General features: G+C 35.3%; 22 protein-coding genes and 3 pseudogenes. 15 read left to right on the forward strand and 10 right to left on the reverse strand.

What is annotated here, in order from left to right:
* Window positions 1–48: 48 nt before the first annotated feature.
* The gene (locus MKY90_RS05770) at window positions 49–417 is read left to right on the forward strand and encodes a YisL family protein (RefSeq protein WP_002011256.1); all 369 of its coding nucleotides are present in this window, start codon (window positions 49–51) and stop codon (window positions 415–417) included.
* A gap of 53 nt (window positions 418–470) precedes the next feature.
* Here MKY90_RS05770 and MKY90_RS05775 read toward each other — a convergent pair whose 3' ends face one another.
* Window positions 471–1,025, reverse strand: a complete 555-nt coding sequence (locus MKY90_RS05775) for a DUF2777 domain-containing protein (RefSeq protein WP_341090761.1) — start codon at window positions 1,023–1,025, stop codon at window positions 471–473.
* A gap of 242 nt (window positions 1,026–1,267) precedes the next feature.
* On the opposite strand from MKY90_RS05775, the gene asnB reads away from it, so the two are divergent.
* From asnB to katB, 4 genes and pseudogenes are all read left to right on the forward strand, one after another.
* Window positions 1,268–3,115 carry an asparagine synthase (glutamine-hydrolyzing) gene (gene asnB, locus MKY90_RS05780; protein ID WP_341090764.1) on the forward strand — a complete coding sequence of 616 codons (1,848 nt, stop codon included), beginning with the start codon at window positions 1,268–1,270 and terminating at the stop codon, window positions 3,113–3,115.
* A 192-nt stretch (window positions 3,116–3,307) separates the two neighbouring features.
* Window positions 3,308–3,569 (forward strand): annotated as a pseudogene (locus tag MKY90_RS05785) (ferrochelatase); the annotation flags it as partial.
* Between the two features lie 158 nt (window positions 3,570–3,727).
* Window positions 3,728–3,898, forward strand: a pseudogene (locus MKY90_RS05790) (ferrochelatase); the annotation flags it as partial.
* 59 nt (window positions 3,899–3,957) lie between these two features.
* Window positions 3,958–5,424: a catalase KatB gene (gene katB / locus MKY90_RS05795; RefSeq protein WP_078204658.1), complete on the forward strand. Its 1,467-nt coding sequence runs from the start codon at window positions 3,958–3,960 to the stop codon at window positions 5,422–5,424.
* A gap of 206 nt (window positions 5,425–5,630) precedes the next feature.
* Here katB and MKY90_RS05800 read toward each other — a convergent pair whose 3' ends face one another.
* The gene (locus tag MKY90_RS05800; protein WP_003187921.1) at window positions 5,631–6,863 is read right to left on the reverse strand and encodes an ammonium transporter; all 1,233 of its coding nucleotides are present in this window, start codon (window positions 6,861–6,863) and stop codon (window positions 5,631–5,633) included.
* A gap of 157 nt (window positions 6,864–7,020) precedes the next feature.
* Here MKY90_RS05800 and MKY90_RS05805 point away from each other — a divergent pair, with 157 nt between their 5' ends.
* Window positions 7,021–8,382 (forward strand): alpha-amylase family glycosyl hydrolase, encoded by a 1,362-nt coding sequence (locus tag MKY90_RS05805; protein ID WP_050000068.1) that lies wholly within the window; start codon window positions 7,021–7,023, stop codon window positions 8,380–8,382.
* An 18-nt stretch (window positions 8,383–8,400) separates the two neighbouring features.
* Here the strand turns inward: MKY90_RS05805 and MKY90_RS05810 are convergent, their stop codons facing one another.
* A complete protein-coding gene (locus tag MKY90_RS05810) occupies window positions 8,401–8,892 on the reverse strand; it encodes a YajQ family cyclic di-GMP-binding protein (protein ID WP_002030284.1) in 492 nt (163 codons plus the stop codon).
* 284 nt (window positions 8,893–9,176) lie between these two features.
* Here MKY90_RS05810 and MKY90_RS05815 point away from each other — a divergent pair, with 284 nt between their 5' ends.
* Window positions 9,177–10,031, forward strand: coding sequence for a CvfB family protein (locus MKY90_RS05815; protein ID WP_002011240.1), 855 nt, complete (start codon window positions 9,177–9,179; stop codon window positions 10,029–10,031).
* 266 nt (window positions 10,032–10,297) lie between these two features.
* Here MKY90_RS05815 and MKY90_RS05820 read toward each other — a convergent pair whose 3' ends face one another.
* Entirely contained in the window at window positions 10,298–10,597 is a 300-nt protein-coding gene (locus MKY90_RS05820) for a hypothetical protein (RefSeq protein WP_002030282.1), read from the reverse strand.
* A 632-nt stretch (window positions 10,598–11,229) separates the two neighbouring features.
* Here MKY90_RS05820 and MKY90_RS05825 point away from each other — a divergent pair.
* The 5 genes and pseudogenes from MKY90_RS05825 (at window position 11,230) to MKY90_RS05845 (ending at window position 14,474) form a co-directional block, all read left to right on the forward strand.
* A complete protein-coding gene (locus tag MKY90_RS05825) occupies window positions 11,230–12,138 on the forward strand; it encodes an acyl-ACP desaturase (protein ID WP_002030281.1) in 909 nt (302 codons plus the stop codon).
* Window positions 12,139–12,333: 195 nt separating this feature from the next.
* On the forward strand, window positions 12,334–12,795 hold the full coding sequence (locus MKY90_RS05830; protein ID WP_341090769.1) for a CarD family transcriptional regulator: 462 nt from the start codon (window positions 12,334–12,336) through the stop codon (window positions 12,793–12,795).
* Window positions 12,796–13,340: 545 nt separating this feature from the next.
* A complete protein-coding gene (locus MKY90_RS05835; RefSeq protein WP_002011296.1) occupies window positions 13,341–13,487 on the forward strand; it encodes a BC1881 family protein in 147 nt (48 codons plus the stop codon).
* Window positions 13,488–13,769: 282 nt separating this feature from the next.
* Window positions 13,770–14,003, forward strand: a complete 234-nt coding sequence (locus MKY90_RS05840; protein ID WP_002030277.1) for a hypothetical protein — start codon at window positions 13,770–13,772, stop codon at window positions 14,001–14,003.
* A gap of 238 nt (window positions 14,004–14,241) precedes the next feature.
* Window positions 14,242–14,474, forward strand: a pseudogene (locus MKY90_RS05845) (DUF2642 domain-containing protein).
* A gap of 67 nt (window positions 14,475–14,541) precedes the next feature.
* Here MKY90_RS05845 and MKY90_RS05850 read toward each other — a convergent pair.
* Window positions 14,542–14,817, reverse strand: coding sequence for a hypothetical protein (locus tag MKY90_RS05850; protein WP_002166150.1), 276 nt, complete (start codon window positions 14,815–14,817; stop codon window positions 14,542–14,544).
* Window positions 14,818–15,094: 277 nt separating this feature from the next.
* Here MKY90_RS05850 and MKY90_RS05855 point away from each other — a divergent pair, with 277 nt between their 5' ends.
* On the forward strand, window positions 15,095–15,349 hold the full coding sequence (locus MKY90_RS05855) for a hypothetical protein (protein WP_098167261.1): 255 nt from the start codon (window positions 15,095–15,097) through the stop codon (window positions 15,347–15,349).
* A gap of 22 nt (window positions 15,350–15,371) precedes the next feature.
* Here MKY90_RS05855 and prsA read toward each other — a convergent pair whose 3' ends face one another.
* The gene (prsA, locus tag MKY90_RS05860; RefSeq protein ID WP_341090775.1) at window positions 15,372–16,229 is read right to left on the reverse strand and encodes a peptidylprolyl isomerase PrsA; all 858 of its coding nucleotides are present in this window, start codon (window positions 16,227–16,229) and stop codon (window positions 15,372–15,374) included.
* Window positions 16,230–16,359: 130 nt separating this feature from the next.
* Window positions 16,360–16,491, reverse strand: a complete 132-nt coding sequence (locus tag MKY90_RS05865) for a DUF3941 domain-containing protein (protein WP_001120851.1) — start codon at window positions 16,489–16,491, stop codon at window positions 16,360–16,362.
* Window positions 16,492–16,591: 100 nt separating this feature from the next.
* Between MKY90_RS05865 and MKY90_RS05870 the strand changes: the two genes are divergently transcribed.
* Complete coding sequence (locus MKY90_RS05870) at window positions 16,592–17,449, forward strand: YitT family protein (RefSeq protein WP_002125914.1); 858 nt, start codon at window positions 16,592–16,594, stop codon at window positions 17,447–17,449.
* Window positions 17,450–17,475: 26 nt separating this feature from the next.
* On the opposite strand, the gene MKY90_RS05875 is transcribed toward MKY90_RS05870, so the two are convergent.
* The 3 genes from MKY90_RS05875 to MKY90_RS05885 all read right to left on the reverse strand — a co-directional run bounded on the left by MKY90_RS05875 (window position 17,476) and on the right by MKY90_RS05885 (window position 18,729).
* On the reverse strand, window positions 17,476–17,673 hold the full coding sequence (locus MKY90_RS05875) for a DUF3813 domain-containing protein (RefSeq protein WP_002011309.1): 198 nt from the start codon (window positions 17,671–17,673) through the stop codon (window positions 17,476–17,478).
* On the reverse strand, window positions 17,674–17,814 hold the full coding sequence (locus tag MKY90_RS05880) for a hypothetical protein (RefSeq protein ID WP_000516816.1): 141 nt from the start codon (window positions 17,812–17,814) through the stop codon (window positions 17,674–17,676). It abuts the gene before it with no gap.
* 105 nt (window positions 17,815–17,919) lie between these two features.
* The gene (locus MKY90_RS05885; protein ID WP_002030271.1) at window positions 17,920–18,729 is read right to left on the reverse strand and encodes a Cof-type HAD-IIB family hydrolase; all 810 of its coding nucleotides are present in this window, start codon (window positions 18,727–18,729) and stop codon (window positions 17,920–17,922) included.
* A 490-nt stretch (window positions 18,730–19,219) separates the two neighbouring features.
* Here MKY90_RS05885 and MKY90_RS05890 point away from each other — a divergent pair, with 490 nt between their 5' ends.
* Entirely contained in the window at window positions 19,220–19,399 is a 180-nt protein-coding gene (locus MKY90_RS05890) for a YjzC family protein (RefSeq protein ID WP_002086997.1), read from the forward strand.
* Window positions 19,400–19,410 lie beyond the last annotated feature (11 nt).

A 19,410-nucleotide genomic window follows, 5' to 3' on the forward strand; every position in this document is an offset into this window, starting at 1 on the left:
GTTATCATATAGAGTGAAAAAGTGTGAAAAAGAGGAGGCAGGGATACGATGGTACATATGCATATTACAGCATGGGCGTTAGGATTAATTTTATTCTTCGTTGCGTATTCACTTTATTCAGCAGGAAGAAAAGGTAAAGGTGTACATATGGGGCTTCGCCTTATGTATATCATCATTATTGTGACAGGTTTCATGTTGTACATGAGTATTGTGAAGACGGCAACAGGTAGCATGCACATGTGGTACGGCATGAAAATGCTAGCTGGTATATTAGTAATCGCTGGAATGGAAATGGTTCTTGTGAAAATGAGCAAAAACAAACCAACAGGGGCGGTTTGGGGCTTATTTATTGTCGCGCTAGTAGCGGTATTATACTTAGGACTAAAATTACCGCTTGGCTGGTACGTATTCAAATAAAAATAAAACCACCTTATGATCTCAAATATTTGGGAGATAAGGTGGTTTTTATTTTATGTCACATCAATATGCAACTCTTCTCCGTTTACTTTCGTAAATCGCAAAATATTTTTATTAGAGGAAGAGTGGCGTACAAAATGATGCTGCAATGTACAAATCATTTCGTCGTTATCGAATAAAAGAATATTTACTCCTTCGCATGCTTCCTCTTTTGGCAAGAAGGATAAATAATTATGACAATACATGCAATCATATAAAGAGTAATTAAGTGATTGCAATGATTCGGTTAATAATGTAAAGAAAGAGTCAGGTAATTCCTCAAGCCATTCATTATAGCTAAGAAGTAATTTTTTTCGAATTCGTATCATTTCCCCGTTTTGGAGAGAATGTTGTTCATTTGCAATTTGTAATATGTCTTGTTCATAAAAGCGAGCTGGTAGCCAATTGTTGTTATATAAAATTTCAAAACCATCTTCAGCAATATCTTCTAATAGAAAAGCTTCATCATTTTCATCATCAAAGAATACCCATTCTTTGTTTATATATTCTACATTACCGACTGTATGAGCGCGCGGTTGGTTATACAAAATATGTTTGCGTTGTATCATAGTTCATTTCTCCTTTTATAGAAATAGTTATTCTTGTTATGGACAGTTCGTACGTTCTTTATAACTAGACACACCTAAAGATAGATGGGCATACAATAAAACACGCTTTACACTGTGAAACTGCTATTCCATATGTGGATAGTTAGTTATCGTCAAGTTTGTTGTTTTTATGTATCCGCACTCATAGGGTGGGGATTACTGCACGTTCAGAAACAGATATTAGATTAGGAAGGATGATTCTTATGTGCGGGATTACAGGATGGGTGGATTATAAACGCTCATTAGAAGGGGAAAGGGACATCGTGACGAAGATGGCGGAAACGCTAGCGAAACGCGGTCCAGATGATAATAAAGTTTGGATTAAAGGGAACGTCGCATTTGGGCATAAACGGTTAATCGTTGTAGATCCTGAAGGTGGTAAACAACCCATGACTTGTTTAAAAGACGAAACGAGTTATGCGATTTGCTATAACGGAGAGCTCTACAATACAGAAGATATTCGCAAAGAGTTATTAAGAAGAGGTTATACATTTAAAGGGCATTCCGATACAGAAGTACTATTGGCATCTTATATTGAATGGAAAGAAGAATGTGTCGATCATTTAAACGGTATATATGTGTTTGCAGTATGGGATGAGAAAAATGAACGAGTCTTTATTGCCAGAGATCGATTAGGTGTAAAACCGCTTTTTTATAAATATGATAGCGGACGATTATTATTTGGTTCAGAGTTAAAAGCGATACTAGCGCATCCAGATGTGAAGGCGGAAGTAACGTTAGAAGGGTTGTCAGAAATATTTGGCCTCGGACCATCTAGAACGCCTGGTCACGGTGTATATGCTGGTATTCAAGAACTGCGTCCGGGTCATGCAATGACGTTCTCAAAAGACGGTTTATGCATATGGAGATATTGGAATGTAGAAAGTAAAAAACATGAAGATTCATTTGAAGAAACAGTAGAGAAAACTCGTTTTTTATTACAAGATGCGATTACGAGACAATTAGTTTCTGACGTACCACTATGCACTTTTTTATCAGGAGGTGTAGATTCAAGTGCTATCACAGCAATTGCCGCGAAAGAGTATGAAAGATCAGGGAAAGGTCAATTGCACACGTATTCTGTTGACTATGAAGATAACGACAAATATTTTAAAGCGAATGCGTTTCAGCCGAATTCAGATGCACCATTTATTAATTTAATGACAGAGACATTTCAAACAATTCATCATCGCTGCGTCATTTCTAATGAACAGCTAGCACAGTATTTAACAGAAGCAGTACTCGTTCGCGATTTGCCTGGTATGGCAGATATTGATTCTTCATTATTATGGTTTTGCCGTGAAATAAAACAAGATTTTGTCGTCGGTTTATCTGGAGAATGTGCAGATGAAATATTCGGCGGTTATCCGTGGTTTTATAGAGAAGATGATTTACAATCAAGTGCATTTCCGTGGATGCGTTCTACAGAAGCGCGTGAACAACTTCTGAAGAAAGAATGGAGAAATAAATTAAATTTACAACAATATGTACAACAACGCTATGAAGAATCCATTCAAGAAGTTCCTATTTTAGAGGGAGAAAGCCCATTAGAAGCGAAGAGACGACAATTATTTTATTTAAACATGGTATGGTTTATGACAACATTATTAGACAGAAAAGACCGTATGAGTATGGGGGCAAGCTTAGAAGTACGCGTTCCATTTGCGGACCACCGACTTGTCGAATATGCGTGGAATATTCCTTGGGAAATGAAAATGTATAAAAACCGCGAAAAAGGTCTATTGCGTAAGGCTTTAGAAGGATTACTTCCAAATGATATATTGTATAGAAAGAAAAGTCCGTATCCGAAAACGCATAACCCGCACTATACGAAAGCAGTCACAGTATGGCTCCAAGATTTATTAACGGATAAAGGCTCAATTTTGCATGAATTGTTCGATAAGGAGCAATTGAGCGGATTGATCCAGTCTGGCGGCAGTGCATTTCAAAAACCGTGGTTCGGGCAATTAATGACTGGGCCGCAACTTTTAGCTCATTTAGCGCAAATTCATGTTTGGTTTAAAGAGTATGGGGTAAATATTAAAGAATAGAGGAAAGGGCGGCTTACAAAATATATGTAAGTCGCTTTTTTATTAAATGAATTGTCATATAAAATTCGAAATCATATTAGAAATAATACTTATTTAGAATTATTATTTTGACGTACTTATTATTGCTTGTTATAATTGGAAACAAATGTTCTTGAAAAGGATTCTCATTTCCAAAATTGAGGTGCTATATAGATGACGAAGAAAATAGGTTTGCTTGTGATGGCGTATGGAACGCCGGAGTCATTAGATGATGTATACTCGCATTCGTCATGGGCGTAAGCCGTCTGAAGAAGCGCTCCAAAATTTAATCGGACGGTATAAAGCAATTGGTGGAATTTCACCGCTTGGGAAAATAATGAAAGAGCAGGCGCATAAATTAACAGATTCAATGAATAAAATGTTTACAGAGTATGAATTTTTTTGTTACTTAGGTTTAAAACACATTGCTCGATTTAGGAGTTTTATCCCGCATTAACGGGCAGTAAAACTGCCACCTCAAAATTCAGCTGGAGCAAAGAAGTTAGGTGGGAGATCAACTGCCCGTAAATGCCCGATTGGTTCAACTAATAATCAGTGTGGGATGAACACCCCCCCACTGATTAAAGTTTCACTTTATATGACACCGATTATGAATGTAAAGTTGTAACTGATGAATTAAATGCCGCATATTTTAGACTAAATATGCCCAATTCACAATCTGTATTTATTGCTTGTTTAGCTGAAATTGTTTCCAAAAAAATGAAGGAAATAGTTGACAAGGATTTAATTTTGAATAATAATTAGTTTATAATAATTTTAAATAAATAATAATTACTATGAAGGAAAGAGGAGGATCACCCTTGATGAATCCAAATAAGCGCTTAACAACAAACCAAGGTGCTCCAGTTGGAGATAACCAAAACTCTCGTACAGCTGGTCGCCGTGGACCGGTATTGTTAGAAGACTATCATTTAGTAGAAAAACTTGCTCACTTTGATCGTGAACGTATTCCTGAGCGTGTTGTGCATGCACGTGGTGCAGGTGCTCACGGTGTATTCGTAACGAAAAACAGCATGCAGCAATATACGAAAGCAGCGTTTTTACAAAATGAAGGAACTGAAACACCTGTATTCGTTCGTTTCTCAACGGTTATTCATGGTCAAGGTTCTCCAGAGACAGCTCGTGATCCCCGTGGGTTCGCTGTTAAATTTTATACAGAAGAAGGAAACTATGATATCGTAGGTAACCATTTACCGGTTTTCTTCATTCGTGACGCAATTAAATTCCCTGACATGGTGCATTCTTTAAAGCCAGCACCTGATACAAATGTTCAAACGCCAGATCGTTACTGGGATTTCATGACGTTAACTCCAGAATCTACACATATGATGACGTGGGTATTTTCTGATTATGGTACACCGGCAAACTACCGTGAAATGGAAGGATTCGGCGTACATTCATTTAAATGGATTAATGCAGAAGGTAAAATTGTTTACATTAAGTATCACTGGAAACCACAGCAAGGTGTACGTAACTTAAGTGCAAAAGAAGTCGAGCAAGTGCAAGGAAAAGACTTCAATCATGCAACTCGTGACTTGTTCGATGCAATTGAAAAAGGAAACTATCCGAAATGGGATTTACACGTACAAGTGATGCAACTAGAAGAAACGGATTCTTTAGATTTCGATCCACTAGATCCGACGAAAGTATGGCCGGAAGATCGCTTCCCATTAATTGAAGTAGGGACAATGACGTTAAATCGTAACCCGAAAAACTTCTTTGCGGAAGTAGAACAAGCGGCGTTTACTCCAAGTGCAACTGTAAATGGTATTGAACCATCTGAAGATAAATTATTACAAGGTCGTTTATTCTCTTACCCAGATACGCAGCGTTATCGCCTTGGTGCAAACTATTTACAAATTCCTGTAAACTGCCCATACGCAGCTGTTCGTAATCAACAACGTGATGGTGCGATGCAAGTGGATCAAAACCCATCTACAATAAACTACGAACCGAGCCGTCATACTGAAAATCCAGTTGAGGACCCAACTTACCGCGATTCAACTATGAAAGTAGAAGGCTACGTATCTCGTGAAAAAATTGAAAAACCAAATGACTTCAAACAAGCGGGTGAGCGTTACCGTTCATTCTCTAAAGAAGAGCAAGACAACTTAATTGCGAACTTAACAAACGACTTAAAAGGCGTAAATGAGCAAACGAAATTACTAGCTATTTGCAACTTCTTCCGCGCAGATCATGACTACGGAATGCGTTTAGCAGGGGCGTTAAATGTTGATATTACGCAGTATGTAGGGAATGTTCCGAAGTAAATAGGAAAAGACGACTGTTAAACGGTCGTCTTTTTTGTGTAAAATCATGCAGGGTATTTTTCGTTTTAGTTATGTCGGAATTTGTTGGTAAATCGATATATTTGAAAAAACGTTGATATATTTACGAAAATACAAGGCGGGGTATGCTGCCGCCCTGTACAATAAAAAGAGAGGCAATCTACTACCAATAGATTGCCTCTCTTTTTTTAGTTCACTCGCTCAGTATACTCATAAGCTTTCTCCCCATGCATCGAAATATCAAGCCCCATATGTTCCTCATGCTCATCGACTCGAACAGGGAGGAAGAAGTTGATCGCTTTAATAATGGCATACGTCATTATGATTGTGAATGCATATGTTGCTCCTATTGCTACAAGTTGTTTGAAAAGGAGAGCTGCGTTTCCGTAAAATAATCCGTTAGCGCCATCACCGTTTACAGTAGTGGTTGCAAATAGTCCAGTTGCAATACCACCCCAAGTTCCTCCGATGCCGTGGCATCCAAATGCATCGAGTGTATCGTCGTATCCGAACTTCGTTTTTAAGAAGAAGACAGCGCCAAAGCATAATATACCGCCAATTGCTCCGATAAGAAGAGCGGAGAAAGGTGTAACGAATCCGCAAGCCGGCGTAATTGCGACTAAACCAGAAACAACCCCACAAGCAGCTCCCATCGCAGTCGGCTTCGATTGGAAGAACCATTCAGAAAGCATCCAAGTTAGAGCTGAGGCAGCGGCGGCTATATTTGTATTAATAAATGCAGTTAAAGCTACGTCATTTAAAGATAATGCACTACCGACGTTAAAACCGAACCAGCCGAACCAGAGTAAGCCTGCGCCTAACATTGTAAATGGTAAATGATGAGGAGAGGTGCCGCTTATGTTTTTTCGTTTTCCTAGGAAAATAGCTAATACAAGACCGGCAACACCAGATGTGATATGAACGACATTACCGCCAGCGAAGTCTAACGCGCCGAGTTCTCTCAGCCATCCGCCAACGCCCCATACCCAATGAGCGACAGGATTGTAAACGATTGTTGTCCAAAGAAGGATGAAAATAAGAAAGGCAGAAAATCGCATTCTTTCGGCGAATGCACCTGAAATTAAAGCGGGAGTTAAAATAGCGAACATGAGTTGGAACATCATAAATAAATTGTGAGGAATAGTAGATGAGTAGTCTGGATTTGGTGCGTAGGTAACTCCGTTTAGAGCGAACCAATCGAGATTGCCGATAAGTCCGTGCCAATCTGGTCCGAATGATAAAGAATAGCCGATAACAATCCATTGAATCGAAACGATAGCCATTGCGCTATAACTATGCATTGTCGTGCTGAGTACGTTTTTACTGCGAACCATGCCCCCGTAAAAAAGTGCCAATCCTGGTGTCATCAACATGACCATTACTGTCGTTACAAACATAAAAACTGTATCTCCCGTATTCATTCTCTCTCCTCCTATGATGTTAGAAAAAATAACATCGTCTTGTTATGTTTCATATCATATTCGAAATAAAAAGAAAAATCAACTAAAAATTCAGAAAACTTTTTAAGTGATGTTAGAAAATCTAACATTAGGTATTTTGGATGGATAAAATCAACGTATGCGATTTGTTCTAATAATTGGTATAATATTCTTACAATTAGAAGTTTGGGGGATGCGTGTGAAAAAAATATGGACTAAGGAACTATTCATTTGTTTTTGTTTAGCTGTTATTTTGTTTGTACCAGTACATACTTTTGCGGAAGAAAAAAGGGAATGGCGAGATGAAGTTATATATTCCATTATGATTGATCGCTTTAATAACGGAGAACCGAAAAATGACAAACAGTTAGACGTTGGTAATTTAGAAGGGTATCAGGGCGGAGATATAAGAGGGATTATAAAAAGATTGGACTACATAAAAGAAATGGGATTTACTACTATTATGCTTTCGCCGCTTTTTGAAAGTGAAAAGTATGATGGATTAGGCGTTCGAAACTTTCAAAAAGTAAATGAACATTTCGGAACAGAAAATGATGTGAAAGAACTTGTAAAAGTGGCTCATCAAAAAGGAATGAAAGTTGTCTTTCAATTTCCGTATGCAGAAAATGAGCAACAATTAATAGACTCGATGAAATGGTGGATAAAAGAAGTTGATTTAGACGGAAGTTATGTGATACATAGTGAAAAAAAGCCGCGTGCTTTTTGGGATGAAGTGCAAAAGGATTTGCAGAAGGTAAAGCAAGATTTTCGCATTATGACAAAGGAAGATAATGAGTACTATAAAAAAATAGTAGAGTCATTTTCAAAAGCAGATATGTCTGTGAAACCTTTATATGATGTGAGCGGAAAAGAAGAGGAATTCGCTACGTTTTTAGATAATCAAGAAACAAAGAGATTTGCACGTATTGCAAAAGAAAATATGTATTACCCACCGTCTCGTTTAAAACTAGCGATCACTTACTTATTAACATCCCCGGGGATACCGAATTTTTATTACGGAACTGAAATCGCATTAGATGGGGGAGATGCTCCAGATAATAGACGATTAATGGATTTCAAATCTGATGAAAAGTTTATGCAGCACATAACGAAGCTAGGTGAACTTAGACAAGCGAGACCATCTTTACGACGTGGTACGTTTGAACTTCTATATGATAAAGATGGAATGAGTATATTAAAACGAAAGTATAAAGATGAAGTAACACTAGTAGCGATTAATAATACGAAAGAGACGAAAAAGGTTTCCTTACCTGTAAGTGCAATTGGTGAAAAACAAGAGTTAAGAGGATTGTTAGAAGACGAAATTATAAGAGAAGAAAACGGAAAGTTTTATCTTGTTTTAAAGCGTGAAGAGTCGAATGTGTATAAAGTTAGCGAAGAAACAGGTGTGAATTGGTTGTTTATCTCCTTAATAGTCGGTGTGAACGTATTATTTATTGCTTTTTTAATTGCGGTTAAAAAGAAAAGATCCTCTGTATAGATAGAGGATCTTTTTTTCTTAGCGGTAGTTAATGAACTGTACGTCGATTGGTAAGTCGACGCTGCGAACGGCTGCGATTACTGCTTGTAAGTCATCACGGCTTTTCGCTGTTACGCGTACTTGGTCATCTTGTACTTGCGTTTTTACTTTTAATTTCATTTCTTTAATGATGTTGTTAATTTTTTTCGCGTTATCTTTATCGATACCTTGTTGCAGAGTTGCACGTTGGCGAACAGTATTACCAGATGCGGTTTCAACTTTTCCGTAGTCCAAGTTTTTAATTGGAACGTTACGTTTTACAAGTTTAGAAATTAGAACGTCTTTTACTTGGTCTAATTTGAACTCGTCATCAGAAGTTAAAACAAGTACTTCTTTTTCTAATTTAATATCACTTTTACTACCTTTAAAGTCATATCGGTTTTGGATTTCCTTTAATGCGATGTTAATTGCGTTTGTTACTTCAGGTAATTCTACTTTCGAAACGATGTCAAAAGAACTCTCTTTTGCCATAGTCAGCACCTCCAAATAAATTTCTATCTTTTCATGCACCTAAATAGGCTATGTAATATACATATTAAAGTATAGCGGAAAATACATCGATTAGATAGAGTGTTGCAACTTAAGTGTTTTGACGGGTCATCCGTAGGGGAATATAGTCCTATAGATACAGTCTTTATTTAATTATAGTGAATTTTGGGCAGTTGGACAAATAAAGGGAAAATCGTGTTATAATTAACTTTTGTTTGGAATGATAAAAAAGATAATTTTATATATATAGAAGGGAATTAAAAAATATGTATTTGCAATTAGGATCGATTGAACAGGTAACTGTTTTACGCGAAACGGAAATCGGATATATGGTTGGAAACGAAGAGGAAGAAATCTTCCTACATAAAAACGAATTAGCTGGAGAAATTGCAGAAGGCGATACGATTGATGTATTCTTATACCTTGATCACCAAAATCGTATTTCAGCAACAATGAAGGAACCAATTATTACAACACATGATTGGAATTGGGTAAAGGTTGTAGAAGTTATTCCTAGTTTAGGTGTGTTTGTTGATATTGGTGTATCAAAAGATATACTAATTCCACTTGATGAGTTTCCAATTTATATGCCAGTATGGCCTCAGGAAGGCGACGAATTATATTGTACGTTAAAATTAACGAATCGTGATCGTTTAATTGCTCTTCCGGCAAGAGACAGTGATATGCAAGAAATTATCGTAGATGCAACGCCATCTATGCGTAATAAAAACGTAAATGGACGTGTGTATCGCTCACTTCAAGTTGGTTCATTCATACTAACTGACGAGCATTTCCGTGCTTTCTTACACCATACAGAAAGAAAAGAACAAGTCCGCATCGGTGAGCGCGTAACAGGTCGTATTATTGACGTGAAAGACGACGGTACAATTAACATTTCACTTCTTCCTCGTAAAGAAGAAGGAATGGAAGATGATGCAGCAGTACTTTATGCATATATGGAAGAACGAGGCGGAGCAATGCCGTTTTGGGATAAGAGCAACCCAGAAGACATTAAAGAACGTTTCAATATGAGTAAGGCTGCATTTAAGCGTGCGCTTGGTAAACTGATGAAAGAAGAAAAGATTTACCAAGAAGAAGGCTGGACTTACTTTAAGAAATAAGATAAATGAAAAAGAACTATTTTTTCTCTTAATTTTTAAGAGAAGAGATAATTCTTTTTTTTATTATAAAGTACATAAAAAGTAAATAAGGTGTAATAAAATTCGCAAAATCTGAAGATATACAAACGACTAGAATACGTTATGGTTTTTATTATAACAAGAAAGAAGAGTATTTCGAATAAAAAGAATATTAAAATGAGTTTTTGGGCTTTTAGTTAACAAAGTTTCGAAAATAAACACTTTATAAAGGTTTCCTTTAAATATGATTATTGTGTTTCGAGGGTTTCCTTATAAATCTTAGCTATATATTTTACAAAATCAATGATGGGATAGTGTATGAGCGAGCGGTGCTGCGTAAAACGAACTCCTGATTTTTCCATTTTTGAAATGATTTGTTCAATTTCCAACTCTTTTTGTTGTATCTTATTATAATTTTGATATACAATGTTTTTCCATTGATAGGAAGAACCATGAAAATAACTCTCTCCTTTTACCCTGTGATTAAATATTATTTCTATTTTTTCTCTACGTTGTCTTTCCTTCATATACGATTCCGTTGACTGCATGGTTATCGCCTCTTTCCTTTGTATTGTATACTGTTTCCGAAAATTCGGTCTAACTCATCATAGCCAATGTACAGTGATTTTGTTGGGGATTGTCGTTTAAGGCTATCTTATCAACTGTATATATTTTGCAATTTCTTAATCTAATATCTTATATCTAAATAAATTGTTAGTGTGTATAAAACGCCATTAATCTTTTAAGTTTTTGCTACCAATAACAAAATTAGAAAGTAACGAAAACGGATGAAAGATAAATTGTTTATCAATCTTTATTATAAAACGATTCTTTATGGATATGCACCTTTTTATACTCACCAAGATTTACAATATGACGAGTATCTTCATCCATGAATGTTATCCTCTATTTGCTGAGGATAGTTTTTTTATTTAGGCTAAGCAACATATCGTATGCCTCAGAACCCTTTTTATAAAAAAATGACAATATATGTAACGGTTTCCCTTTTGATATGAAAAAAATCATATAGAAATAAAGCGTTCTTAAAGTGGTTTGTTAAAAATTTGTTGTATTTGACTTAAAAAAAGGAAAGTAATATTTATTTGTAGAAAATTTTTAAGGATACAAATGAATGTAAAAATAGAATGACTATCTACGATAAAAAAGGGGGCACTTATATATGCTAACAAATGATTTAGATTTCCGATTAGAACCACGTTTAAAAGAACTGTATGAACAACATAAAATAAGAGCGCAGAAGATAGACTGGGGTTATCATGAGTTTTTACCATGGGATAAGGGAATGGACTTTAAAAGAGTTCCTTGGGATGAAAGTCAAGTTACTCTTCCTTCTGGTGTAATTACGGCTATTGAGACAGCTTTATTAACAGAAGTGAATTTACCATGGTTTACAACGTATTTATCGGCGACCTTTAAAGGATCCCTTTCTGTTATTACAGACTTTATTCATACTTGGACCTCAGAAGAGGATCAACATTCGAATTTATTGGAGACATATTTACTACTCACTCGAAGTGTGAACCCTAAACGAATACATGATTTAAGAAAGTCAGTCGTTGAGGGTGGATTTGAGCCTGATTTTCATACACCAATCGAAGCAATGACGTATACGACGCTACAAGAACTTGCAACGCTGGTGTTTTATAATAACGTAGCTAAGGTTTCAAGTAAGCATGATCCAGATCTTGCTACATTATTACGTCGTCTCGCCAAAGATGAGACTCTTCATTATGCGTTTTATCGAGACGTCATTCGAACACATTTGGAATTAGAACCTAATTATTGCTATCATATTGCCAATGTGATTAAGAATTTTAAAATGCCAGGTGCCGTCATGCCTGATTTTGAAAATAGAATGGCTGTGATTGCAAAAGAAGCGAATTATGGACCACTACAATATTTTGATCAAGTACTTGATGTAGTGGTTGATTATTGGGGGTTAAAAGACTTACGACCAATTGCACCTTTAGCTGAAAAAGCAAGAATTGAGATTTTGGAATACCACACAAGATTGAAAAAAATACGGGATCGATTTGGTCGTTTTCAAGGGAAAACTGATCTACGTTAATGAGTAGAGATTTCTGAATATAAGCGGGGGAATCTGACACACTCCCTATTGTTTTTGGGGTGTTTTTTACTTAATTTAATTTTTGTCAAAAAAGTAGTTGACGATAAAAACAATTTTATGATATTATAAAATATTTGATAAAAAATCACATATATGTTAAGGTTGAGAAGGTTACCATATATGGAGGTGGATTATATGTTTCAAATTGGCGATAACATTGTTTATCCAATGCACGGAGCAGGTATAATTGAAGCCATAGAAGAAAAAGAATTCTCAGGAAAAAAACAACAGTATTATGTTATAAAAATGTCGATCAGTAATATGCAAGTCATGATTCCTATGGGGAAAATATTAAGTTCGAGTATACGCCCAGTTACTGATATACTTGCATTAAAACACATTATACAAATTTTTCAGCATGGAGAATCAGATAAATTATTGCCGTGGAAACAAAGGTATAAAGTGAACAAGGACAAAATAAAAACGGGTGAAATACAAGAAGGTGCTGAAGTTGTACGTGATTTAATGCGTATGAAGAAAGAAAAGGCACTTAATACAAGCGAAAAAAAAATGTTGGATAACGCACATGAATTTTTGATTAGTGAACTAGGATTAATTAAAGGAATCACTGAAAATCAAATAAAAAGTTTCTGTTAAGATTCATTATAGATAATGTATTACATCCCCCGAAAATATCCTGAATTTTTCGGGAATATGATGATTATTAAAAGTAAATCATTTCAAAGACATTCAACTTCTTTAACTCACTTTTAGAGTAGGAACCTCTTTTGTTATTACTTCAATCTAATCCATTTTTATTTTTAAATTTCTTTTACGAACGTTCGAAGTTTCATCAAATAACTCGATTAAATAGTCACTTGATTTTGCAATCCTGATTCACACTGGCACGGACAAGGAGCCGTAAGGATGAAAGAGAGGTAGGGCTTTCATTGTTTTAGGTAATATACTATCTAAGTCATTATTTCTAGAAGAAAAAACAATCAATCTCACCGCTATCTTTAAGAATTTCTTACATCTACTGAGACAGTGAATAGTAATTGTTTATCTTCTTTACGTAAAATTGATAAGCGAACTGGTAACACCATATGGTTAACTACAAAAAATGGTTTCCAGACCAGGAAACCACTTTTAATTTTATTTACATAACAATAGTAAATTAAGTAGTAAGAAGGAGTGCACACATGAAAAAAATGTTAACCAAAGAATTAAGTAAAGAATTAAAGAAGCGGGAAGGGGTCATTTCTATTACAGTTGAGCCTTATGAAAAAATCGAAGTTGGTGGAATTCGTGTAGATGGACCAGCTGTTATTCTAATTAATCAAGAATAGCTAAAAATAGTTGAATGCACGAAGAAAAGGATCAGCCTTTAAGAGAAGGGAGGATCCTTTTTGTTTGCTGCAGCTAATATGGGGTACACATAATTTTCATCTGATGTGTTGGGGTTAATAGGAAGGAGAGGGTCGGGATTATCATAGTGGAAAGCTTAACATTGGTAGGATTTCTTTTCATGTTATATACATTAGTTGCTAAAAAAACAAACTAATTATTTAAATGGACAGATTTTTCTTTTTAAGGTCGGAATTTATTTTATAGTGAAATGGATAATTTAGATGGATGCAAGGAAAGAACGCATAAAATACGAGGAAATGTCAAAGAATTATGACTGTATTTATTTAGTTTCGTTTATCTTATTAATTGTGCTTGTTTGTAGTAGTGTGATTATCATAGGAGCTACAGGGGGGAAATATGGAGTGTTTTTATTGTTAACAATTTTACTTAACGCACGTATTACTAAAGAATCTCAAAAAATGTATGAGCACTATTCTAATAAAGGGCGTATTTAAAATGATACATATCTTGAAAGGAACAGCCTGGATGTACATTCAAAATATCCCTATATCATCACCTATTAACTAGTAAAAGTAACCTTATATAAATAATTTTTTAGCAATTTAGGAATAGAAAACGCACCTTATTAAAATGTTAGTTTCGTTTTTATAATGAAATATCCTTCTAGTATAGTTATAAGATTTATATCATATATTAAGAGGGAAAATGTAAGTTAGAAAGGAGTCCTATAGAATGAGTTTTTTAGAGGTAAATGACTTTAGTGAACAAAATATGGTAAGTGTACCTAATCCCTACGTATATTAGACATTACAATCGGTAATTGGTAAACATGTGGTTATTGAAGCTGTAAGAGGTAATGTAAGAGGAAAGTTAAAGAATGTGAACCGGATCATTTGCTCATTGAAGATAAGGTGCCGCATATTGTACGTATTCAACAAATTGTATGGATTATGCCAAAACAATGATCAAATTACATCTAGTTTGATTTATAACCGATTGGCGTCATAGACGCCCAAATAAAAATACAGGGTTTTATCTCTGTGTTTCTTCAAATTTTCGTTTTTGAATATATGCTTGAGCATGAATGATTTCTTCCTGAAGTGCTTCTAATTCTTCCGTAGATCCTGATTCAATCCTCATATAAGTAGTAACTAAACTAATCATCATATCCATCTTCTCTACTATATTTTGAATGACCTGTTCAGATTGCTCTTTTTTAGGGTGTTGTATTGCTATTAATACATTTTCCATATAATTGTTCTTTCTTTGCTGGATATCATAAATAAACTGTTTTGTGTTTGAGTTCATTTGTTGTTCCTCCTTTTGGATATATTTTCATTCTATCATATTTGAATAGAAAATATTGGATTCCCCTAAATTCACACCTGTCTCGTATATCTCCACAAATATACAAACTAATTCCTTAACGTACAGGGAATAAATTGAAATACGTCAATTTAATGTCTAAATGTACAGTTTTCTTTTTTGGGTATGGTGCCCCCTAATAGCTTCAGTTGAATTTTGTATGCTTTTGTTACAAGAGATTAAGAAAGAATAGATGAGATATTGAAACGGAGGTACGGAAGTGCAAGATAATGTACTTGAACAATTAATAAACCGTCTTTCCATAGTATGCCCTGAAAAAGAACGTGAAATATTAGCGGTGGATTTAAATGATATATATGAGAGTAGTGAAAGATTCGAAAAATTGCTTGAAAATATTATGAAATCTCAGCAAAATAAAGATGACTTAATAGATATATTAATCGAAGTAGAGGCAGAACTAGATCACATCAATTGGCATTATAAAAGTCTGAAGAAAAAGCACGACCTTATTTGAAAAAATAAGATCGTGCTTTATTTTAGTTCTCTTTCCCAAAAAGATGAGAAAATGTATCTTTCAATTCACTATCGTTTATTTTAATATCCGCCTTTTTTAATTCATCTTGTAATAATTTTTGACCGAAGGAAGGGTCGGCAAGACGTTCTTCTTCTAAGTCTTTACGTATAGAGTCTTTCACTTTATCGTAAGGTTGTAAATCTTTTTTATCAGTTAGTTTAATAATGTGATAGCCGTTTGGTGATTTTACGGGATTGCTAATTTGGCCGGGCTTTAATTTGTAGGCAGCTTTTTCAAATTCAGGTGTCATTTTGCCTGCCCCGAAGTATCCGAGGTCTCCGCCATTATCTTTTGATGCTAAATCTTGAGATTCTTGTTTTGCTAATTCTTCAAATGAAGTGCCGGTATCTAATTTCTTCTTTATCTCTTTCGCTTCATTTTCGTTACTTACTAAAATGTGACTAGCTTTAATTTCTGGTTTATAGTGGTCTTTCACATCTTTTTCTGTAACGCTTTGTTTAATCGCTTCATTCAATGCAAGTTTGAATTTAATTTGATTTTTGAAATCTTCTTCATCTTTTAAACGATTATTTTCTAGTGTTGCTTTGAATTGTTCTCCATATTGATCTTTTGCTTTTTCTACTTCTTTATCTACTGCATCATCAGATACTTTATATTTTTTAGTAATAACATCTTGTGCTACCATTTCGTATAGCGTGTCTTTTCCGTATCGATCTTTCAATTGTTTTTCGAAATCGCTCTTCGTAATGGTTGAGTTTGTTGTTGTAGCGATTGTGCCCGAGTCATTTTTTTGTCCGCAAGCAGATAGCATTAATATACTTATTAGTGCAGTGATAATGAATGTACTTTTTCCTTTCATGCTAACACCTCATCCGAATATGTTATCGCTATTGTAGAATATAGAAGTGAACATGAAGTGAATTTTTAATGTTTTTTCCCTGTAAAATGTAAAAAAAGTACATCAACATTAACGTTGATGTACGATGTAATCAAAGGTGATCGGTTTTCTTAGAATATGCACGTTTTCCTTGCTGAATATTTTTTTGCTCTTGTTCATTTTTTTGAGTGCGCTTTGCATTATTGTCGCGTGCTTTTTTGTCGTTATCACTAGTATGTGGCATATGTATCAACTCCATTTCTAAACGTTGTATGTTTATCATTTCCTTTTTCGTAAAGACTATGTATAGCGGTGCATTCATGAATACTAAAGGTGGATTAGAAATGGATTTGAAGCTGAATTATACTGAACTTATTAAGAAGTTAGTCGTTGTAATTATTGCGGGTTTATTAAATGCGATTGGGATGAATTTATTTTTAACACCAGCGAAAGTGTATGCGAGTGGTTTTGCTGGATTGTCTCAATTATTGTCACAAATATTAGGTGACTTTTTATCTATTCATATATCTACGGGGGTATTGTTTAGTTTGTTTAATATTCCTGTCGTTATTTTAGCGTGGAAAAAGGTTGGGAAGGCCTTTACATTTTTTAGTTTTCTTTGTGTTGTATTTATGACTTTGTTTTTAGAAATTATCCCAGTTAGAGCGGTTTCGCACGATATTATATTGAATGCGATTTTTGGTGGTATTATTTCAGCGATTGGGGTAGGGGTTGCTTTAAAGTGGGGGGCTTCTACAGGTGGTCTAGATATTATTGCCATGATTTTATCAAAAATAAAAGATAAGCCTGTCGGCACGTATTTTTTCTTCTTTAATGCACTTATCATTATCGCTGCTGGCTACGTATATGGATGGGAAAAGGCATTATATACTTTAGTCACTTTGTATGTATCAACGAGAATTATTGATGCGATTCATACCCGTCATGTGAAGATTACGGCATTAATTGTTACAAAGAACGGGGCAGATGTGCGAAAAGCGATTCACTCTCGCTTAGTGAGAGGGATTACAACTATACCAGCAACAGGTGCTTATACAAATGAAAATAAAGAAATGTTAATGATTGTTATTACTCGTTACGAGTTGTACGAATTAGAGAGGGTTATTAAACAAGTGGACCCAGGTGCATTTACAAATATACTGCAAACGGTCGGTGTGTTTGGATTGTTTAGAAAAGATTAAAGAGGACCAAAGCTGGTCCTCCTTTTTTAATGCGAATTCGTAATGTTTTGCAATTGCTCCTGCATTTCACGTAGCTGAACTTTTTCAGCAGTTGAAGAGTTTGCATAAGCAGAGTGCAAAGAGTTTTTTGCTCTATAAACGAGTTCCTGTTGTTCAGCGCCACTTGAACAAGAAACGGCACTTGAAACAGCGTCTCTAGCTTGTTGGAATAGTAAGTTCCCCATTTAAACCCCTCCAAATGAAGAGTTACTTCTCGCTTTTTCTGCCTCAGCTAATGTACCTCTGTACGGGAATCTTGCATCATGCTTCATAACAGCATCGGCTCCTTGCTGGATAAAACGTTTTGATTTGTTCTTTTTACCCATTCGAAAAACCCCCTTTATTTAGCTGAAAACAATTGACGCGCTGACTTTTGCGTCTAATAATAGTATGAGCGTTTAGCGAGAAACTATAAGCAGGGAATTTTTAGATTACAATCCAAGAACCTCTTCTAAATATAGAGCGATACCATCTTCTTCATTCGTTAATGTCGTATGATTTGCAAGTGATTTTAATTCAGGAATCGCATTACCCATTGCGATTCCATGACCAGCAAATTCGATCATTTCAAAGTCGTTATCCTCATCACCAAAAGCGATAATTCGCTCTTTAGGAATGTTATAATGGCCTGAAATTTTTTGTAATCCGACAGCTTTATTTAATCCGCTTTTTACAATTTCAATAATTGGCCAAGGTGCACCCCATTTTCTATGGTCGATGACTTCAGCATGCATATCTGTTAAATGTTGGCGAATTGCAGCAGAATGCTCGTCATGTGCATCGATTAATAAGCAAGTTGGATGGTCGTTTAAAATATTTAATAAATCTCCTGTGAAAATCTTTGGAGAACCGAATTCAAAAATATGTTTTTTATCTTCATCAATTTCACGGACATACACATCATCGATGACTTCAGCATAGACATTTTTCACGCCGAAATCAAAGCAAGCTCGGACGATTTCTTGCGCTGTTGAAAGTTCAAGAGGAGAGTGATGTGTTCCCCAACTTGAATCAAGAGGGTGATGCACGTAAGCTCCATTAAAGTTTACGATTGGTGTGTTAAGGCTAAGTTCTTTATAATAATCGTAACTAGCGCGGAATGGACGCCCTGTTGAAATAACGACAATATGTCCTTGTTCTTTTGCTTTTGCAATTGTGTTTTTCGTTCTTGGAGAAATTATTTTGTTGTCTGTTAATAAAGTTCCGTCTAAGTCTAATGCGATTAAATGTTGTTTGTTCATAATTTCACCTCTTATAATAAATTTTTTGATTCTATCTGTATTTCCGTTTTTAATATGCAGAAATAAGAGGTTAGACTGGGTGAAACTACTGTAGATGAAAGTTTCACTATATATCCATCTTACGTCGCGAAGCGCTGTGGTGTCTACTATTTCTCGTTGGAAATTAGGGAAAGTCAATATCTTTTTAGAAAGTTCAAACAATGTTTCTTTCATTATGTACAATTTGTGAAAAGGGTTACATTGTTTGAATGATGCGACTTATAATGAACATGTAATCTTCTCGTATATGTTTGACTCTCCTTTGAAACTGGCCTAAAGTAGGTTGGTTTCTTTTTTTTCAACAAATATGCCAATAATTCCTGCTTAAGCTTGTGTAATTATATATATGTACATGGGTAAACCGTAGTACTTGTTTCCTAAACATGACAGAAAAGCTTTCTTTTAAAATGGATATACTAATGAGGCAAGACGTCATGGAAGGAGAATGGAAATGGGACAAAATCGCAGGTTTCGTTCAGGGCAAAAGGCGCCAAATGATGGCATTTACGTAGAAATTGGTGAAACGGGAAGTATGGTGAAAAATCCGCAAATGGTACAATTAACTGCCGGTGAAAAGTTTCCAGAGAACGCAAATCATAACCGTCAGTGGACATATAAAAGAAAACCGTAACAGAAGCCGCA

The sequence above is a fragment of the Bacillus sp. FSL P2-0099 genome (assembly GCF_038007445.1).
GTDB classification, from domain to species: Bacteria; Bacillota; Bacilli; order Bacillales; family Bacillaceae_G; genus Bacillus_A; species Bacillus_A mycoides.

What these genes read in the sequence shown, in the direction of transcription:
- MKY90_RS05870 (WP_002125914.1), top strand. Translation starts at nt 16,592, where the DNA reads ATGGATTTGAAGCTGAATTATACTGAACTTATTAAGAAGTTAGTCGTT.
- MKY90_RS05885 (WP_002030271.1), bottom strand. Translation starts at nt 18,729, where the DNA reads ATGAACAAACAACATTTAATCGCATTAGACTTAGACGGAACTTTATTA.
- MKY90_RS05840 (WP_002030277.1), top strand. Translation starts at nt 13,770, where the DNA reads ATGGATGCAAGGAAAGAACGCATAAAATACGAGGAAATGTCAAAGAAT.
- MKY90_RS05835 (WP_002011296.1), top strand. Translation starts at nt 13,341, where the DNA reads ATGAAAAAAATGTTAACCAAAGAATTAAGTAAAGAATTAAAGAAGCGG.
- MKY90_RS05830 (WP_341090769.1), top strand. Translation starts at nt 12,334, where the DNA reads ATGTTTCAAATTGGCGATAACATTGTTTATCCAATGCACGGAGCAGGT.
- katB (WP_078204658.1), top strand. Translation starts at nt 3,958, where the DNA reads ATGAATCCAAATAAGCGCTTAACAACAAACCAAGGTGCTCCAGTTGGA.
- MKY90_RS05850 (WP_002166150.1), bottom strand. Translation starts at nt 14,817, where the DNA reads ATGAACTCAAACACAAAACAGTTTATTTATGATATCCAGCAAAGAAAG.
- MKY90_RS05775 (WP_341090761.1), bottom strand. Translation starts at nt 1,025, where the DNA reads ATGATACAACGCAAACATATTTTGTATAACCAACCGCGCGCTCATACA.
- MKY90_RS05880 (WP_000516816.1), bottom strand. Translation starts at nt 17,814, where the DNA reads ATGGGTAAAAAGAACAAATCAAAACGTTTTATCCAGCAAGGAGCCGAT.
- MKY90_RS05875 (WP_002011309.1), bottom strand. Translation starts at nt 17,673, where the DNA reads ATGGGGAACTTACTATTCCAACAAGCTAGAGACGCTGTTTCAAGTGCC.
- MKY90_RS05770 (WP_002011256.1), top strand. Translation starts at nt 49, where the DNA reads ATGGTACATATGCATATTACAGCATGGGCGTTAGGATTAATTTTATTC.
- MKY90_RS05890 (WP_002086997.1), top strand. Translation starts at nt 19,220, where the DNA reads ATGGGACAAAATCGCAGGTTTCGTTCAGGGCAAAAGGCGCCAAATGAT.
- MKY90_RS05865 (WP_001120851.1), bottom strand. Translation starts at nt 16,491, where the DNA reads ATGCCACATACTAGTGATAACGACAAAAAAGCACGCGACAATAATGCA.
- MKY90_RS05815 (WP_002011240.1), top strand. Translation starts at nt 9,177, where the DNA reads ATGTATTTGCAATTAGGATCGATTGAACAGGTAACTGTTTTACGCGAA.
- MKY90_RS05820 (WP_002030282.1), bottom strand. Translation starts at nt 10,597, where the DNA reads ATGCAGTCAACGGAATCGTATATGAAGGAAAGACAACGTAGAGAAAAA.
- MKY90_RS05805 (WP_050000068.1), top strand. Translation starts at nt 7,021, where the DNA reads ATGCGATTTGTTCTAATAATTGGTATAATATTCTTACAATTAGAAGTT.
- MKY90_RS05800 (WP_003187921.1), bottom strand. Translation starts at nt 6,863, where the DNA reads ATGAATACGGGAGATACAGTTTTTATGTTTGTAACGACAGTAATGGTC.
- prsA (WP_341090775.1), bottom strand. Translation starts at nt 16,229, where the DNA reads ATGAAAGGAAAAAGTACATTCATTATCACTGCACTAATAAGTATATTA.
- MKY90_RS05810 (WP_002030284.1), bottom strand. Translation starts at nt 8,892, where the DNA reads ATGGCAAAAGAGAGTTCTTTTGACATCGTTTCGAAAGTAGAATTACCT.
- MKY90_RS05825 (WP_002030281.1), top strand. Translation starts at nt 11,230, where the DNA reads ATGCTAACAAATGATTTAGATTTCCGATTAGAACCACGTTTAAAAGAA.
- asnB (WP_341090764.1), top strand. Translation starts at nt 1,268, where the DNA reads ATGTGCGGGATTACAGGATGGGTGGATTATAAACGCTCATTAGAAGGG.